Source organism: Ensifer sp. Root31, from assembly GCF_001424825.1.
GTDB classification, from domain to species: Bacteria; Pseudomonadota; Alphaproteobacteria; order Rhizobiales; family Rhizobiaceae; genus Ensifer; species Ensifer canadensis.
The window spans coordinates 116542-131134 of sequence record NZ_LMCO01000001.1 but is presented as its reverse complement, the minus strand read 5'-3'; the positions used below and the strand labels follow the sequence as shown (position 1 = coordinate 131134).

Here is a 14593-nt window from a genome sequence, read left to right as displayed (position 1 = left end):
GGCGGCCGTCTTGTTCGTGGGTATCAGGCCTTGACGGTCTTCAGCGCGCGGGCGAAGTCCTCGACGATGTCGTCGCTGTCCTCGATACCGGCGGAGAAACGAACGGTGCCGGCGGAAATGCCGAGCTCGTCGCGAGCTTCGTCCGTCAGGTTCTTGTGCGTCGTCGTCGCCGGATGGGTGATCAGGCTTTTGGAATCGCCAAGATTGTTGGAGATGCGGGCGATCTGCAGTGCGTTCTGCAGTGCGAAGGCCGCATCCTTGCCGCCCTTGAGTTCGAAGGCGACAAGGGTCGAACCGCCGGTCATCTGCTTGGCGATGATGTCGGCCTGCGGATGGTCCGCGCGGCCGGGGTAGATCACCTTGGCGATCTGCGGCCGCTCGGCGAGGAAGTCGGCGACGCGACGGGCGTTTTCGGTCTGCTGCTTGACGCGCAGCGGCAGCGTCTCGATGCCCTTCAGCAACGTCCAGGCGTTGAACGGCGACATCGCCGGGCCGGTGTGGCGGAAGTAGTCATGCAGATGCTCGTTGATCCAGTCCTTGTCGGACAGAACCACGCCACCGAGGCACCGGCCCTGGCCGTCGATATGCTTGGTGGCGGAATAGACGACGATATGCGCGCCGAGTTCCAGCGGCTTCTGAAACAGCGGCGTGGCGAAGACGTTGTCGACCACGACCTTGGCGCCGATCTGGTTGGCGAGCCGAGAAACGCCTGAAATGTCGATCACTTCCAGCGTCGGGTTGGTCGGGCTTTCCAGGAAGAAGACCTTGGTGTTCTTCTGGATCGCCTTTTCCCAGTTCGCGAGATCGCGTCCGTCGACCAGCGTGCATTCGATGCCGTATTTCGGGGCCAGCGTCTCGACCACCCAGCGGCAGGAGCCGAAGAGGGCGCGGGCGGCAACGATGTGGTCGCCGGCCTTCAGCTGGCATAAAATGGCGGCAGTGACGGCAGCCATGCCTGATGCCGTGGCGCGCGCGTCTTCGGCGCCTTCCAGCATGCACATGCGCTTTTCAAACATGTCGTTGGTAGGGCTGCCGTAACGGGCATAGATGAAGCCTTCGGTCTCGCCCTTGAAGCGTGCTTCCGCCGCCTCGGATGTCTCGTAGACGAAGCCCTGGGTGAGGAAGATCGCCTCGGACGTCTCGCCGTGCTGGGAGCGGGTCGTTCCGCCGTGGACGAGTTGGGTTGCCGGGCGCCAGTTTTTGCTCATGTGACGATCACCTTCAAAAACAAAAAAACCGGCCGCGTGAAGGGCCGGTTTGAAACCCGGCCTTTTTAGCTACTTGTTTAACGTGGCTGCAAGCCGACCGGCCAAATCACCACGGGATAAAGCTCCAATACTGCTTGGGTGCGCTTGCGTCAATTCCTGGAGTTTGGTTTTGTCTCGCAACTGAAAAGAGGATCGAAATGGGCCGCGAGACTGGGATTTTGGCCGACCGCGCGATCGCCGCGCTGTTTGCGACCGGACGCTTGAAAAGCGAAAAGGCGCTGGATACCGATCAGATCCAGCCGGCAAGCCTCGACCTGCGCCTCGGCGCCAAGGCATTTCGCGTGCGCGCGAGCTTCATGCCGGGGCCGGCGCATCTCGTTGCCGACAAGCTCGACCGGCTGAAACTGCATGTCGTCGATCTCTCCGACGGCGCCGTGCTGGAAACCGGCTGCGTTTATATCGTGCCGCTGATGGAAAGCCTCGATCTGCCGGAGACCATGTCGGCTTCGGCAAATCCGAAGAGCTCGACCGGTCGCCTCGACATCTTCACCCGCGTCATCACCGATCGCGCCCAGGAGTTCGACAAGATCCCGGCTGGATATCGCGGACCGCTTTACCTCGAAATCAGCCCGCGCACCTTCCCGATCGTCGTGCGGCGCGGTTCGCGCCTGTCGCAGATCCGCTTCCGCACCGGCCAGTCGCTGCTCTCCGAGCAGGAACTGCTGGCGCTGCATGAAAGCGATATGCTGGTTGCGAGCGACAAGCCCAATGTCAGCGGCGGCGGGATCGCGCTCTCGATCGATCTCAAGGGTACGGGCCCGGACGGACTGATCGGCTACCGCGGCAAGCATCACACCGCGGTCGTCGATGTCGACAAGAAGGCGCAGCATGCCGTGTTCGACTTCTGGGAGCCGCTCTATAGCCGTGGCCGCGACGAGCTGATCCTCGATCCCGACGAATTCTACATCCTCGTTTCGCGCGAAGCTGTGCATGTTCCGCCGCTCTACGCTGCCGAGATGACGCCGTTCGATCCATTGGTCGGTGAATTCCGCGTGCATTATGCCGGCTTCTTCGATCCGGGCTTCGGCCATGCCTCTGCCGGCGGCAGCGGCAGCCGAGCGGTGCTCGAAGTCCGCAGCCACGAGGTTCCCTTCATCCTCGAGCATGGCCAGATCGTCGGCCGGCTGGTCTATGAACATATGCTGGAACGCCCGGAGGGACTTTACGGCCTCGGTCTTGGCTCCAACTATCAGGCTCAGGGTCTCAAGCTCTCCAAGCATTTCCACGCGGAGTAACAGAAAAAGTGCCGTTGCGCGGCAACGCGGCGCAACGGTCCTTGACAGATGCATGCGGTTGAGGAAGTTTCCGAAGCGCTGCGGGTGTAGTTCAGTGGTAGAACGCCAGCTTCCCAAGCTTGATGTCGTCGGTTCGATCCCGATCACCCGCTCCACTTTTTTCTTCAATGTCAGCCCATCGCGCTTTGAGCCGGCACTCCTGCGTGCGACGGCCCGAACCGTCGGACGCCGAAGCCAGTAGCCAGCCCGGTTCCATCCGGCTAATCTTGTCATCACCCATGAATCATCTGCGGCCGCGCTGGCCGTGCGGTACCACCAAGAGACGCGCTGGCCATTGCCCATGAAAATCCACCGACTGCTGGCTCTGTGCGTGTATCTGATGGCCGGTTCGCTTGCCGCCCAGCCCAGGGATCTGCCCAATCTGTTCGATGCGCGCGAGCGCATTGCCAAGCCGGATCTGACCGGCCTTGCGCGCCTACGGTTCCTGACCACGGTGGATTTCCCGCCGTTCAACTTCATCGACCAATCGGGCAAGCTTTCGGGCTTCCATGTCGACCTGGTGCGCGAGATCTGCCGCGAACTCGATATCGAAGCCAAATGCCAGATCCAGGCGGTCACCTATGCCGAGCTGCTCCCGGCGCTGGAAGAGGGACAGGGCGAGGCGGTCGCCGCCGGCATCTCCGTCAGTCCGGAACTGCGTCAGCGCTTCGGCTTCTCCAGGCCGTTCATACGGCTTCCTGCGCGCTTCGCCGTCAACACCAAGGCAGCCGGCGCCGTCTCCGATCCGTCGGGCCTGAAGGGCAAGGCGGTGGGCGTCGTTTCCGGCACCACGCATGAGGTGATGTTCAGGGCCTTTTTCCCCAAGCTTGAAGCCAGGATCTTTCCCGATCGCGATGCCATGCTCGCCGCTCTGCAGAAGGGCGAGGTCGCAGCCGTCTTTTCCGACGGCATGCAGCTTTCCTTCTGGGTGTCCGGCAGCGCTGCCGCCGGATGCTGCGCGCTTGTCGACGGCGCCTATTTCTCGCAACGCTTTCTTGGCGAGGGCCTGACGATCATGAACCGCAAGGCCGAGCCGGCGCTGACGCAGGCGATCGATCACGCCTTGCTGGCGCTTTCGCGCAGTGGGCGGCTCGACGAGATCTACCTGCGCTATTTCCCGAACGGAATTTACTAGGAGCGTTTCAGCGGCTCCTCTGAGACAGAAACGCTCTGCAGTTTATGTCGCCAAACCGCCGCACACTTTGCGCGGACATGCTCCAAATCAACTGCGACGGAAGGGCAGGAGTAACGACCACAAAAGCTTGGTCGGCTCGCTGCGGCCATAGGCGGTCAACCCCGTTTCGATCGCATCGTCGCCCCGTCGCGGCCGATCCGTATAGGTCGAGAACAGCCGGTCCCAGATCGCCAGGTTGAAGCCGTAGTTCGAATCCGTTTCCGAGCGCTCGGTCGAGTGGTGGATGCGGTGCATGTCGGGCGTGACGATCAGCGGCCGCAGCGCCCGGTCGAGGCGGGGTGGCAGCCGCAGATTGGCATGGTTGAACATGGCAGCGGCATTCAGCACGATCTCGAACATCAGCACGGCGACGGCAGGTGTGCCGAGCGCGACGACGACGGCAATCTTCCAGATCATCGAGACGACGATCTCCAGCGGATGAAAGCGCAGCGCCGTGGTCAGGTCGACGCCCGGGTCGGCGTGATGAACCCGGTGCATTCGCCATAGGGCGGGGACCTTGTGAAAGGCGACATGTTCCAGCCAGACGGCGAAGTCGAGCAAGACGAAGGCGATTGCGCCGGCCACGAGCGGAGGAACGCCCAATGCCGGCAGCAGGCCGTATCCCCGCGCTTCAGCCCAGAGTGCCGCGCCCGTGGCAGCGGCCGGGAAGATCAGCCGCAGCGAAAGCGAGGACAGAACCAGGATAGAGAGGTTGGTAAACCAGCGGCGCGCCTTCAGCGCCTTTTGCAGTTCCGGCCGCTCCAGCCTCGGGTGCAGAAGCTCGAGCGCCGCCATGGCGGCAAAGACCGAGAGAAAGGCCAAAAGGCGCCACATGGGTTCGGTCACGCCGAAAAGCTGCATCCCTCAGGCCTCGCTGCCGTTTTTCGGTGAAGCGATATCACGCTTCGGCAGGAGAGCGCCAAGACACGTTGACGTGAACCGGCCGGATCGGCCCGCCGTTACCTGCGGAAGCGGGCGAGCGCGCCGCGTTCGATTGCAGCGCAGGTAAGCTTGTCGAGGCCGAGGCGATCACGCAGCAACTGCAAAAGGCGGATCTCCTCGTTGCGGATGCGCTGGTCGGCGGCCGCAATCTCGACGGCGAGCGCATAAGCCGTCTCGTAAAGCCTCTCCGGCAGCGCCTCGCGAACGATCTCAAGCACGATGTCGAGGCCTTCAGGGGCGGCAAGCTGGGCTGAGCATTCGTGGCCGACGAGCACAAGCTGGTCCTCGTCGAAGCCTTCGAAGGCGGGAAGAAACTGCACGAGCCTGCCGATGCGCGCGAACTCGTCGTCGCTCATCTCCCGGTCGACCGCCGACATCATCACCATGACATAGACAAGGGCTTCGTGCTGGCTGAGGTTGGGTGGCATGGAGGCTTTCCGCAAAGTGTCTGCTGCAGCGACGTCTGCGCGTCTAATAAGACGCGCGGCGCTGTAGGAAGAACTGGTGTGTTCCGCCGTTCCTTACAAGTCCGGTGCCGCTTCGTCCATCGTTGCAGCGGCGCTCGGATCGTCGAACGGCATCGGCGTTTGGCGAAAATCGCGCGGGTCATCGCCGTAGAAGCCAAGCCTTGACTTGCGTGCCGCTTCGGCCTGCTCTTCAAGCACCGAGCCCGGCAACGGTGTCGCCCAGCCATTGGCAACCAGCCAGGCGGCAGGATCCTGGCCGCCGACGGTGCACCGGGCGGTGACGGTCTCGCCCGTTCCGTCTCCGGGGATGTCGCAGTTGACCGCACGGGCACGCAGGAAGTTGCGGAAGGCGGTCCGGGCGACCATGCCGCAGGGCCAGCTTTTGCCGGCGCTTTCGCAGGTCCGTTCCGCCGCTTCCGGCTCGATGCCGTCGAGTTGCAGTGTTATCTTGCCGAAGCGGATGAGCCCGGCGGCGAGCGCCATCGGCTGTTGGAGGACCGTCGGCGCCTTCGGCTTGTCCCTGTCGGTATCCGACAGCGGCGTTCGCGGTTCTATGCGTTCGAGTGGCTTCGTCGTGACTTCGTCGGGCAGACCAAACTGTTGCGGTTCGATGGCGCGGGCAGTGGTCTCGGTCGAGTGGGAGCTGCTTTCGCTCTGGCCACCATCAGGCACCGTGTCGTTCTGTTCAGGGGCCGTCATGTCGAACGGCACGTCTTCGGCGCCGACCTCAGGCTGCGTTTCCCCCATGTCGGGCGTTTCGAGCACGAAGTCCGGCGTGGCGCCACTTTCCCGGTCGCGGATCGTCGTGGCGCCGGCATAGAGGATGCCGGTATAGAGCGCTATGGCGGCAATCCCGCCTGCCAGGGTGACCAGTTGCTGCCGCATCAGGAAAGATGTCCTATTGGCTGGCCCAGATGATCCGGGCAATCCATTCGACTTCGCTCATCTCGAAACTCCGGTTGGGATGTTCCGGATTGAGCGATAGCAGTTCGATATTGCGTGGAGTATGCCGCACCAGGATTTTCGCCATAACCTCGCCTTCGCGGGTCTTGACCACGACACGGTCGCCGCGCCGGACCTGCGCGCCCGGGTCGACGATCAGAACGTCGCCGTCGCGATAGAGCGGCAGCATGCTTTCGCCCTGGATCTCGAGCGCATAGATGCCGGCGCGTCGCTCGGCCGCCGCCGGGAAATCGACGACGTCCCAGCCCTGGCCGGCCGGAAACCCGCCATCGTCGAAGAAGCCGCCAGCGCCAGCCTGGGCAAAACCGATCAGCGGTATGGCGGGTTTATACGGCTCGGTTCGGGCGGCGTCAGGGCGCATCAGCGCCATGAACTGGTCGATGGTCGCACCGGTCGCATCCAGCACCTTGGCGATCGATTCCGTCGACGGCCAGCGCTCGCGGCCATCGGCGGACTGGCGCTTGGATTTGTTGAAGGACGTCGGGTCGAGCCCGGCGCGGCGCGCAAGCCCGGACGGCGAGAGCTGGTGGCGCTCGGCCAACGCATCGATGGCGTGCCAGATGGTGTCGTGTGACAGCATGAATGTCTGTTCCGCGGCAGGGCGGCGACGGCCGCACGTCCTTATTCGACAGTAGATTAACCAAGCCGGCCAGGGTGGTAAAGAACAGGGAGGAAAATAATCCTTGGTCGTTCCGATTGAAATAGAGTGGCCCGCTTCTATAGTCCTTGTCGTTGCTTGAGTTTAGCCGGCGAGGGGGCTCATTTGTTGGCGGTGCTGAAATCCGAACGTCTGCTGTTCGCCGCCTTGGTTGCCGCGATTGCCGGTTTTGTGCTGGAGCACCCCTTGCTCGAAATGGGGCAGGTAGCTTCGCTCGTTGGGGCGGCCGCATTGGTGGGTGCGATCGTGCTGGCGTCGATGCGGGTCGCCCATCACGCCGAAGTCCTCGCGGCCAAGGTCGGCGACCCCTATGGCACGATGATCCTGACGCTGTCCGCCGTGCTGGTGGAAGTGATCATTCTGGCGATCATGATGACCGGCGAGAGTTCGCCGACGCTGGTGCGCGACACGATCTATTCCGCCGTGATGCTCGATATCAACGGCATTCTCGGTCTTGCCGCGCTGCTTGGCGGGCTGAAACACGGAGAGCAACCCTACAACGACAATTCCGCGCGCACCTACAGCGTCATGATCCTGACGGCGATGGGCATTTCGATGGTCGTGCCCGAATTCGTGCCGGCCGCGAGGTGGCACTTCTATTCCGCCTTCACCATCGGCGCGATGATCATGCTCTACACGCTGTTCCTGCGCATGCAGGTGGGGGTGCACAGCTACTTCTTCAGCTACAGCTACCCCCGGGCGAGGAGCGACGGGATTGATGATGCCGGTGAACCCGACGAGCCGGTGCTGCCGTCGATCGTGATCCTGCTCATTGGCGTGGTGCTGATCGGCGCGCTTGCCGAAATCATGTCGGGGCTGCTGACCTCAGGCCTCAAGGGGAGCGGCGCGCCGCCGGCCGTCGCCGCCATCGTCGTCGCCGCAATCTCGGCGTCGCCCGAGATCATGACGGCGATGCGTGCAGCACTTGCCAATCGCATGCAGGCGGTCGTCAACATCGCGCTCGGAGCATCGCTGTCGACCGTGATCCTGACCGTGCCGGTGATGGAGGCGATTGCGCTTTACACCGGCCAGCCTTTCATCATGGCGATGTCGCCGGTGCAGACGGTGATGGTGGCGATCACGCTGATCGTTGCAGCGATCAATCTCAACGACGGTCAAACCAATGCCATCGAGGGCATGACGCATTTCGTGCTGTTTTCCACCTTCGTCATGCTTTCGGCTATCGGTTTGTAGTCCTCAAGCGACCGCGTTTTCCCTGGTCTTGCGGGCGACGACATCCTCAAAGGCTGCCTGCAATGTCGCGCGCACGCGCGGCGGACCATCGAGGGCCAGTCCGAGATGCTCGTAGCGAAGCTCGTCCATGAAGCGGTTCCAGAGCTCAGGCCCGCCGGTTTCCATCAGTTCGGCCCGGATGCTGAGCTCTTCGCTGACGGGCAGGTAGCGCCGCCCCCAGGCGCCGAGATGCGCCATGATCGGCACCAGCGCGATGGTCATTTCTGTGAGGCTGTAGATGGCCTTCTGCTTGTGCGTCGGGTCATCCGTCTTGGTCAGCATTCCCTGCTCGACAAGCATCTTCAGCCGATCAGCAAGAATGTTCGACGAGATGCCCTCCTGCGATCGCAGCAGTTCGCGGAAGTGCCTTTTGCCCCCGAAGATCATGTCGCGGACGATCAGCAGGCTCCATTTGTCGCCAAAGACCTCGAGCGAGAGATTGATCGGGCAGCCGGAGCGATGATCGTCTTTCATTGGGGTCCTTTCAAAACTGCTTGCATTATTGCATCAGTGGAATTATCTTGCAACTGCTTTCAAAATGAAATCAGTTATCTGGCTGCGCGCGGAAGCGCTGGTGCGTCTGCGCAAATGGATCGAAGAGGAGAAGATCATGAGTGCCAATTCCGTGGAACATGCGAGCTTCACCATCGAACGGGTTTTCAACGCGACGCCCGAACAGGTCTTTCGCGCCTTCGCCGATCCGGCGGCGCACGACCGTTGGTTCGTCAAGGCGGACGGGTGGCCGGTCGCCGAATATGGCCACGACTTCCGCGTCGGCGGGCGCGAGAGCGGCCGCTTCAGCAAGGACGGCAAGACCTTCTATCACAACGACACTGTTTACCTCGATATCGTCGAGAACCGGCGCATCATCTCGGCCTATACGATGGCTGAGAACGAGCGGCGGATTTCCGCTTCGGTGGCAACCGTCGATATCCAGCCGCACGGCGCCGGCACGCGTATCGTCTTCACCGAGCAGGCGGCCTTTCTTGATGGGCTCGACCAGGTCGCCTATCGGCGTGAGGGCTGGGAAGAGTTGATCGCCGCGCTTGGCACCGAACTCGGCGAGACGGCGGAAGCCGCCTGATCTGCCATCGCTGCGGATCTGCGGCATTAAAGCATCGTTGCCAGCGCGCTGCCGGCGATGCCGAAGGAGAACACCGCGAGACAGACGGCGGCAATGCGGCGCGGCAGATTGGACATGTGCGCGCCGCGCGACAGCCGGATGAGCATGGCGCCGGCGCCGATCCAGAACGAGCCGGCGACAACGACGAGCAGCGAAAACCCTGTGATCCACGGTATCGTCGCCACCAGTCCGGTCTGCGGCAAAAGCACCAGGGCTACGATCAGGGCCTTGGGATTGAGAAGCGTCGTAACGAACACCCGTTGGGTGGTGATCTCGGGCGAAGCCCGGTTGTCGTCACCGGTGGTCCACAGTGCATAGGCGAGGAAAAGGACCCAGAAGGCAGCCACGATCCGGAGCGCGAGCCCGATCTGCGGATGCGCCGCGAGAAATGGCGCAAGCAGCGCCACGGCTGGAATGATCACCGCGAGATAACCGCCGAGTTCGCCTAGGAGCAGCTGCGCCGAGCGCCGAAAACCGACCGCGGCGCCGGAGAGCCAGAGCAAGGTGTTCGTCGGGCCCGGCGTCGCCAAGAGGACGAGGGCGGAAAGGGTGAAGGCGAGCGGTTGCATCATCGAGGATCCGGTTTCGCGGCGATATTGCGGTCATGTACAGCATCGCGCATCAATCTGGATACGCTCCTGTTGCCGCCGCACTGAGACTTTCTGCATAACTCCCGGGACCGACCCCGACCTGGTTGCTTCATGCGTAGCGAAGAGGCCGGTCCGGGGCCTTGATCTCCATCAAGCGAAAGTACGAACACACTCCAAGATTTCGCCACAGCGCAGGCTGCCGCCACCTCTTCCGCCTTGAGCGGCGGCGCGCTATCAGACGGGCGCTGCCGCCTTTTCTCCCGGCTGCCATCGGGGCTTTCCATGAACAAGACAGTGCTTTCCGGCATCGTGATGACGACGTTTTCCTATTTGCTGTTCTCGCTGCAGGATGCGTCGGTCAAATGGCTGGTGGTCGGCTATTCGGTCTGGCAGATCCTGTTTACCCGCAGCATCACCATTCTCCTCCTGTGTCTGGTGATCGGCCGGGGCAGGCTCGTGCGCCGCGCGATCTCGTCGCCCGTCGTCAAGCCGCTGTTCGTGCGCAACCTGTTGCTGCTGGCCGCCTGGCTTTCCTATTTCAATGCGGCCCGCGATCTCGCCCTTGCCGAAATGACCACGCTTTATTACGCCGCGCCGATCGTGGTGACGCTGCTGGCCGTCCCGATCCTCAAGGAAGACGTGCCACCAATCCGCTGGTTCGCGGTGCTGCTCGGCTTCATCGGCGTGCTGATCGCCTGCGATCCGCTTGGAACGGGCATGAGGCTCTCGCTGCCGGTTTTCCTGGCGCTGATGGCCGCCGTGTTCTGGGCGATCGGTACGGTGATGCTGCGCAAGACCGCGCTCCAGGAGACGACACTGACGCAGATGACGATCTCCAACGTCTTCTTCATCGCAATGACCGGGCTTGCCGTCGGCTTCTACTGGACGCCGCCGGCGCTGTTCGATCTCGCGCTGATGGCGGGCACGGGGGTGATCGCCGGCATCGCGCAATATGCGCTGTTCGAGGGCATGCGCCGGGCGCCGATCTCGGTGATCGCACCGTTCGAATATACCTCACTCGTCTGGGCCTTCGGCCTCGGCTTCCTGATCTGGGGCGATATTCCGGCGAGCAACGTCTTTGCCGGCGCCGGCCTTATCTTCGTCGCCGGACTGACGATCATTGTCGGCGAGCGCTTGGCCCATCGGCGGGTGGTTGCCGAGGTTTAGCCCGCCTCAAGCAGCGGTAGCTCGATTGTCCAGCTGGCATGATGCCATCGGCCCGGTCTGCTCCAGCATTGCTACACCGAATTCGGCCACCTCGCCAAAGTCCTGACGTCGCTTTACTGGGCCGATCCGGCCAATCGCGCCGATGCGCCGGTGCTTTGGTAGCGCCCGACGGCAGCAGTGACTGCGCAGAAGATTGCCGGCGCGCGGCAACGTTCTCTCCTCCGCGCTCCTCGGGCTTGACGCAAGGACCGATCGGTTAGCGCCGCGAACGGGTCTGGATCCTCGGGTCAAGCCCGAGGATGACGGGTGGAGGGCCGGCTGAAGACAAATGCTACCGAAGTGATGCTCAAAGTGCGTTCAGTGCCCCATGTCGCGGTGCCGGAACGCTTCATTTTCCCCGACGGGAAGACGTTTCTCTGCGCCAGCGTTCGCGACGCGGACAGGCACCAAGGGAAGCCTGCCAGAGTAGAAGACGCACCTATTCTCGGATCAAAAGGAAATCGGCTCGTCCTCCGACAGTCATCCTCGGGCTTGACCCGAGGATCCATGCGCCCGAGCAATAACGCAAGGGTGTATTGCGAGGATCATTGGTCCTCTCTTATCCCGGTTGTTTTCCCGCATCACCAATGCATCTCGCCACTCCGATCTGGACTTGACCAGAACGAGCAGCGGCCATCACTATTCGCGCGCATGGCGGGCTATGTCTACATCGTGACCAATCAGAAGAAAGGGACGCTCTACATCGGCGTAACATCCGATCTTGCGCGCCGGATCTATGAGCATCGCGAAGGCTTGATGCCCGGGTTCACTTCAAAATACGGGTGCGCCCGGTTGGTTTGGTACGAAGAGCACCTTCAGATCGGCTCTGCAATCCAGCGTGAGAAATCTCTGAAGCGCTGGTATCGCCAATGGAAACTCGACCTGATCGAGCGCATGAATCCGGACTGGCGCGATCTCTATGAGGAATTGTGGTGACAAATTGGCGAGGGTCGCTTCTGCGGCACCTTATGTCGCGATGTAGCCAACTCATCTGAGATTTCCAACAAACGAAAACAGGCTCCGTGAGGAGCCTGTCTGCATGTTCGGTGGGATCTTTTACGCCGCCTGCTTCTTCTCGCCGTAGGGGTCGAAGCGGCCGTAGAAGGTTTCGCCGCGTTCGGCCATTTCCTTCAGCAGTGCCGTCGGCTTGAAGTGGCTGCCATAGTCCTTGGCAAGCTTCTCGCACATCTTGACGAAGGCCTTGGCGCCCATGCCGTCGATGTAGGAGAGAGTGCCGCCGGTGTAGGGCGCAAAGCCGAAGCCGAGGATCGAGCCGACGTCGGCTTCGCGCGGATCGGTGACGATGCCTTCTTCCATGGTGCGGGCCGCTTCGAGCGCGATCGTTGCCAGGAAGCGCTGCTTCAGCACCTCGACGTCGATCTTGTCGGCATTCTCTTGCGGATAGAGCGTCTTCAGCTCCGGCCACAGGTACTTCTTCGCGGGCTTTGCCGGATATTCGTAGAAGCCCTTGCCGTTCTTGCGGCCGCGACGGTCGAGGTCGTCGACCATCTTGTTGATCAGCGCCATGTGCTTGGGATCGACGGCCTTTTCGCCGAGATCGGCGACGGTGGCTTTCAGGATCTTCTGGCTGAGGTCGATTGCCACTTCGTCATTGAGCGACAGCGGGCCAACCGGCATGCCGGCCATCTTGGCGGCATTTTCGATCATCGCCGGCGGCACGCCCTCGATCAGCATGTCATAGGCTTCGTGGATGTAGCGGAAGACGCAGCGGTTGACGTAGAAGCCGCGCGTGTCGTTGACGACGATCGGCGTCTTCCTGATCGCGGCGACATAGTCGAGCGCGACGGCGAGCGCCTTGTCGCCGGTCTCCTTGCCGAGGATCACTTCCGTCAGCATCATCTTCTCGACCGGCGAGAAGAAGTGGATGCCGATGAACTGGCCGGCACGCTTCGAGTTCTTCGCAAGGCCGGTGATCGGCAGCGTCGAGGTGTTGGAGGCAAAGATCGTGTCTTCGCCGATCACCGCTTCCACCTTCTCGATCACGTCCTTCTTGACCTGGCGGTCTTCGAACACGGCTTCGACGACGAGCCCGACATCCTTCAGGTCGTTGTAGTCTGCGGAGGGCGTGATGCGCGCAAGCAGCGCTTCGCCTTCTTCCTTGGTCAGGCGGCCCTTGCCGACCGAATCCTTGACCAGGCCCTCCGAATGGGCCTTGCCCTTGGTCGCCGCTTCCATGTCGCGGTCGATCAGCGTGACGGCGATGCCGGCGGCGGCCGTCACATAGGCGATCGAGGCGCCCATGAAGCCGGCGCCGACGACGCCGACATGCTTGAACTCGGACTTCGGCACGCCGGCCGGGCGGCGGGCACCCTTGCCGAGTTCCTGCATCGAGACGAACAGCGAGCGGATCATCGAGAAGGCTTCGGTCGTCTGAAGGATCTCGGTGAAGTAGCGCTGTTCGATCTTCAGAGCCGTGTCGAAGGGGACCTGCAGGCCCTCATAGACGCATTTGAGGATCGCGATCGCGCCTGGGTAGTTGCCTTGCGTCTCGCGGCGCAGGATACCGGAGGCAGCCGGCCAGAGCTGGGCCGAGGCCGGGGTCCAGATGCCGCCGCCGGGTACCTTGTAGCCCTTTTCGTCCCAGGGCTGGACCGGCTTCAGGCCGTTCTTGATCATCGCCTTGGCAGCCTCGACCAGCTTGTCGGCGTCGACGACTTCATGCACCAGGCCAAGCGCCTTGGCGCGCGCCGCGGTCAGCGACGAGCCGGTGGTCATCATCTGCAGCGCGTCCTGCGCGTTGGTCAGGCGCGGCACGCGCTGGGTGCCGCCGGCGCCGGGGAAGATACCGACCTTGACTTCAGGCAGGGCGATCTTGACCGACTTGGAGTTCGAGGCGACGCGGCCGTGGCAGGCGAGCGAAAGCTCGAAGGCGCCGCCCATGCAGGTGCCGTTGATCGCCGACACCCACGGCTTGCCGGAGGTTTCGAGCTTGCGGAACAAGCCGGTCATGCGGCCGACGAGGTCGAAAAGCTTCTGGGCGGCGTTATCAGGGTCCTTCTTCTTTTCTTCATGCTGGAAGGTGAACATCGACTTGATCATCGAGAGGTCAGCGCCGCCGGAGAACGACGACTTGCCCGACGTGAAGACGACGCCCTTGACGGCGGCATCGGCCGTCGTCTCGTCGACGATGGCGTTCAGCTCTTCCATCACCTCCTGGGTGAAGACGTTCATCGACTTCTCAGGCATGTCCCAGGTGACCAGGGCAATGCCGTCGGCATCGGTCTCGATCTTGAAATTGGTATACTTCGTCATGGTTCTCCCCCTCAGTAGAGAATGGGTTCGATGCGCAGCGAGATATTCGATCCGCCGCTGTAACTTTGTTTGGTGGTGTTGGTGGCGATCAGCCTGCCGTCGCGCTCGACGCTGATGGTGAAGCCGGCATCGGCGGCCTTGTCGAGTTCGGGCTTCGGCACCTGCAGCACGAAGGGCACACGGTTTGCCTTGCCGTCGCTCGAAACGGACGTTTCGGCGATCAGCTTGGCGGCCACATCCATCACGCCCTGCTCCTCGAGCCGGATGGTGACGGTGCCTGCCGGAACCGGGCCGTTGGCGACATTGGAGATCGCACCGGTCAGCGTGAAGCTGTCGCCGCCTTCGTCTTCGGAGACGCAAGCTGAGACTGCAAGCAGCCCCAGCCCCATCAGCCCGAGAAGCGTGCGGCGCGTGGCTACCAT

Annotated in this window: 15 protein-coding genes, 1 tRNA gene and 1 riboswitch; of the genes, 7 read left to right on the top strand and 9 right to left on the bottom strand. The window is 62.5% G+C overall.

Features of this window, described 5'->3' with window-relative positions; genetic code table 11:
- Positions 1–23: 23 nt before the first annotated feature.
- The gene (locus ASD00_RS00625) at positions 24–1208 is read right to left on the bottom strand and encodes an O-succinylhomoserine sulfhydrylase (RefSeq protein ID WP_057204268.1); all 1185 of its coding nucleotides are present in this window, start codon (positions 1206–1208) and stop codon (positions 24–26) included.
- Between the two features lie 44 nt (positions 1209–1252).
- Positions 1253–1331: riboswitch (SAM riboswitch) on the bottom strand.
- Positions 1332–1405: 74 nt separating this feature from the next.
- Between ASD00_RS00625 and ASD00_RS00620 the strand changes: the two genes are divergently transcribed.
- From ASD00_RS00620 to ASD00_RS00610, 3 genes are all read left to right on the top strand, one after another.
- The gene (locus ASD00_RS00620) at positions 1406–2503 is read left to right on the top strand and encodes a 2'-deoxycytidine 5'-triphosphate deaminase (protein WP_025425808.1); all 1098 of its coding nucleotides are present in this window, start codon (positions 1406–1408) and stop codon (positions 2501–2503) included.
- Positions 2504–2583: 80 nt separating this feature from the next.
- A tRNA-Gly gene (locus tag ASD00_RS00615) sits at positions 2584–2658 on the top strand.
- Positions 2659–2843: 185 nt separating this feature from the next.
- Complete coding sequence (locus ASD00_RS00610) at positions 2844–3677, top strand: transporter substrate-binding domain-containing protein (RefSeq protein ID WP_038575856.1); 834 nt, start codon at positions 2844–2846, stop codon at positions 3675–3677.
- Positions 3678–3764: 87 nt separating this feature from the next.
- Here ASD00_RS00610 and ASD00_RS00605 read toward each other — a convergent pair whose 3' ends face one another.
- The 4 genes from ASD00_RS00605 to ASD00_RS00590 all read right to left on the bottom strand — a co-directional run bounded on the left by ASD00_RS00605 (position 3765) and on the right by ASD00_RS00590 (position 6668).
- Positions 3765–4577, bottom strand: a complete 813-nt coding sequence (locus ASD00_RS00605; protein WP_057204266.1) for a sterol desaturase family protein — start codon at positions 4575–4577, stop codon at positions 3765–3767.
- 98 nt (positions 4578–4675) lie between these two features.
- Positions 4676–5086, bottom strand: coding sequence for a tellurite resistance TerB family protein (locus ASD00_RS00600; protein WP_025425811.1), 411 nt, complete (start codon positions 5084–5086; stop codon positions 4676–4678).
- Positions 5087–5179: 93 nt separating this feature from the next.
- A complete protein-coding gene (locus ASD00_RS00595; RefSeq protein ID WP_025425812.1) occupies positions 5180–6010 on the bottom strand; it encodes a thermonuclease family protein in 831 nt (276 codons plus the stop codon).
- Positions 6011–6023: 13 nt separating this feature from the next.
- On the bottom strand, positions 6024–6668 hold the full coding sequence (locus ASD00_RS00590; protein ID WP_025425813.1) for a helix-turn-helix transcriptional regulator: 645 nt from the start codon (positions 6666–6668) through the stop codon (positions 6024–6026).
- Between the two features lie 183 nt (positions 6669–6851).
- Here ASD00_RS00590 and ASD00_RS00585 point away from each other — a divergent pair, with 183 nt between their 5' ends.
- The gene (locus ASD00_RS00585) at positions 6852–7940 is read left to right on the top strand and encodes a calcium:proton antiporter (RefSeq protein WP_025425814.1); all 1089 of its coding nucleotides are present in this window, start codon (positions 6852–6854) and stop codon (positions 7938–7940) included.
- 3 nt (positions 7941–7943) lie between these two features.
- Here the strand turns inward: ASD00_RS00585 and ASD00_RS00580 are convergent, their stop codons facing one another.
- Positions 7944–8453 (bottom strand): helix-turn-helix domain-containing protein, encoded by a 510-nt coding sequence (locus tag ASD00_RS00580; RefSeq protein ID WP_025425815.1) that lies wholly within the window; start codon positions 8451–8453, stop codon positions 7944–7946.
- 136 nt (positions 8454–8589) lie between these two features.
- On the opposite strand from ASD00_RS00580, the gene ASD00_RS00575 reads away from it, so the two are divergent.
- The gene (locus tag ASD00_RS00575) at positions 8590–9063 is read left to right on the top strand and encodes an SRPBCC family protein (RefSeq protein WP_057204430.1); all 474 of its coding nucleotides are present in this window, start codon (positions 8590–8592) and stop codon (positions 9061–9063) included.
- Between the two features lie 26 nt (positions 9064–9089).
- Here the strand turns inward: ASD00_RS00575 and ASD00_RS00570 are convergent, their stop codons facing one another.
- The gene (locus ASD00_RS00570) at positions 9090–9674 is read right to left on the bottom strand and encodes a threonine transporter RhtB (RefSeq protein ID WP_225906201.1); all 585 of its coding nucleotides are present in this window, start codon (positions 9672–9674) and stop codon (positions 9090–9092) included.
- Positions 9675–9974: 300 nt separating this feature from the next.
- Between ASD00_RS00570 and ASD00_RS00565 the strand changes: the two genes are divergently transcribed.
- Both ASD00_RS00565 and ASD00_RS00560 read left to right on the top strand, forming a co-directional pair.
- Positions 9975–10859: a DMT family transporter gene (locus ASD00_RS00565; RefSeq protein WP_025425818.1), complete on the top strand. Its 885-nt coding sequence runs from the start codon at positions 9975–9977 to the stop codon at positions 10857–10859.
- 690 nt (positions 10860–11549) lie between these two features.
- Positions 11550–11834 (top strand): GIY-YIG nuclease family protein, encoded by a 285-nt coding sequence (locus tag ASD00_RS00560; RefSeq protein ID WP_025425819.1) that lies wholly within the window; start codon positions 11550–11552, stop codon positions 11832–11834.
- 120 nt (positions 11835–11954) lie between these two features.
- Here ASD00_RS00560 and ASD00_RS00555 read toward each other — a convergent pair whose 3' ends face one another.
- Together ASD00_RS00555 and ASD00_RS00550 are read right to left on the bottom strand one after the other, a co-directional pair.
- Positions 11955–14171: an FAD-dependent oxidoreductase gene (locus ASD00_RS00555; protein ID WP_057204264.1), complete on the bottom strand. Its 2217-nt coding sequence runs from the start codon at positions 14169–14171 to the stop codon at positions 11955–11957.
- Positions 14172–14182: 11 nt separating this feature from the next.
- The gene (locus tag ASD00_RS00550; RefSeq protein WP_057204262.1) at positions 14183–14593 is read right to left on the bottom strand and encodes a YbaY family lipoprotein; all 411 of its coding nucleotides are present in this window, start codon (positions 14591–14593) and stop codon (positions 14183–14185) included.

Coding starts and splice junctions, on each gene's coding strand:
- ASD00_RS00625 (WP_057204268.1), bottom strand. CDS start 1,208: ATGAGCAAAAACTGGCGCCCGGCAACCCAACTCGTCCACGGCGGAACG.
- ASD00_RS00620 (WP_025425808.1), top strand. CDS start 1,406: ATGGGCCGCGAGACTGGGATTTTGGCCGACCGCGCGATCGCCGCGCTG.
- ASD00_RS00610 (WP_038575856.1), top strand. CDS start 2,844: ATGAAAATCCACCGACTGCTGGCTCTGTGCGTGTATCTGATGGCCGGT.
- ASD00_RS00605 (WP_057204266.1), bottom strand. CDS start 4,577: ATGCAGCTTTTCGGCGTGACCGAACCCATGTGGCGCCTTTTGGCCTTT.
- ASD00_RS00600 (WP_025425811.1), bottom strand. CDS start 5,086: ATGCCACCCAACCTCAGCCAGCACGAAGCCCTTGTCTATGTCATGGTG.
- ASD00_RS00595 (WP_025425812.1), bottom strand. CDS start 6,010: ATGCGGCAGCAACTGGTCACCCTGGCAGGCGGGATTGCCGCCATAGCG.
- ASD00_RS00590 (WP_025425813.1), bottom strand. CDS start 6,668: ATGCTGTCACACGACACCATCTGGCACGCCATCGATGCGTTGGCCGAG.
- ASD00_RS00580 (WP_025425815.1), bottom strand. CDS start 8,453: ATGAAAGACGATCATCGCTCCGGCTGCCCGATCAATCTCTCGCTCGAG.
- ASD00_RS00575 (WP_057204430.1), top strand. CDS start 8,590: ATGAGTGCCAATTCCGTGGAACATGCGAGCTTCACCATCGAACGGGTT.
- ASD00_RS00570 (WP_225906201.1), bottom strand. CDS start 9,674: ATGATGCAACCGCTCGCCTTCACCCTTTCCGCCCTCGTCCTCTTGGCG.
- ASD00_RS00565 (WP_025425818.1), top strand. CDS start 9,975: ATGAACAAGACAGTGCTTTCCGGCATCGTGATGACGACGTTTTCCTAT.
- ASD00_RS00560 (WP_025425819.1), top strand. CDS start 11,550: ATGGCGGGCTATGTCTACATCGTGACCAATCAGAAGAAAGGGACGCTC.
- ASD00_RS00555 (WP_057204264.1), bottom strand. CDS start 14,171: ATGACGAAGTATACCAATTTCAAGATCGAGACCGATGCCGACGGCATT.
- ASD00_RS00550 (WP_057204262.1), bottom strand. CDS start 14,593: ATGGTAGCCACGCGCCGCACGCTTCTCGGGCTGATGGGGCTGGGGCTG.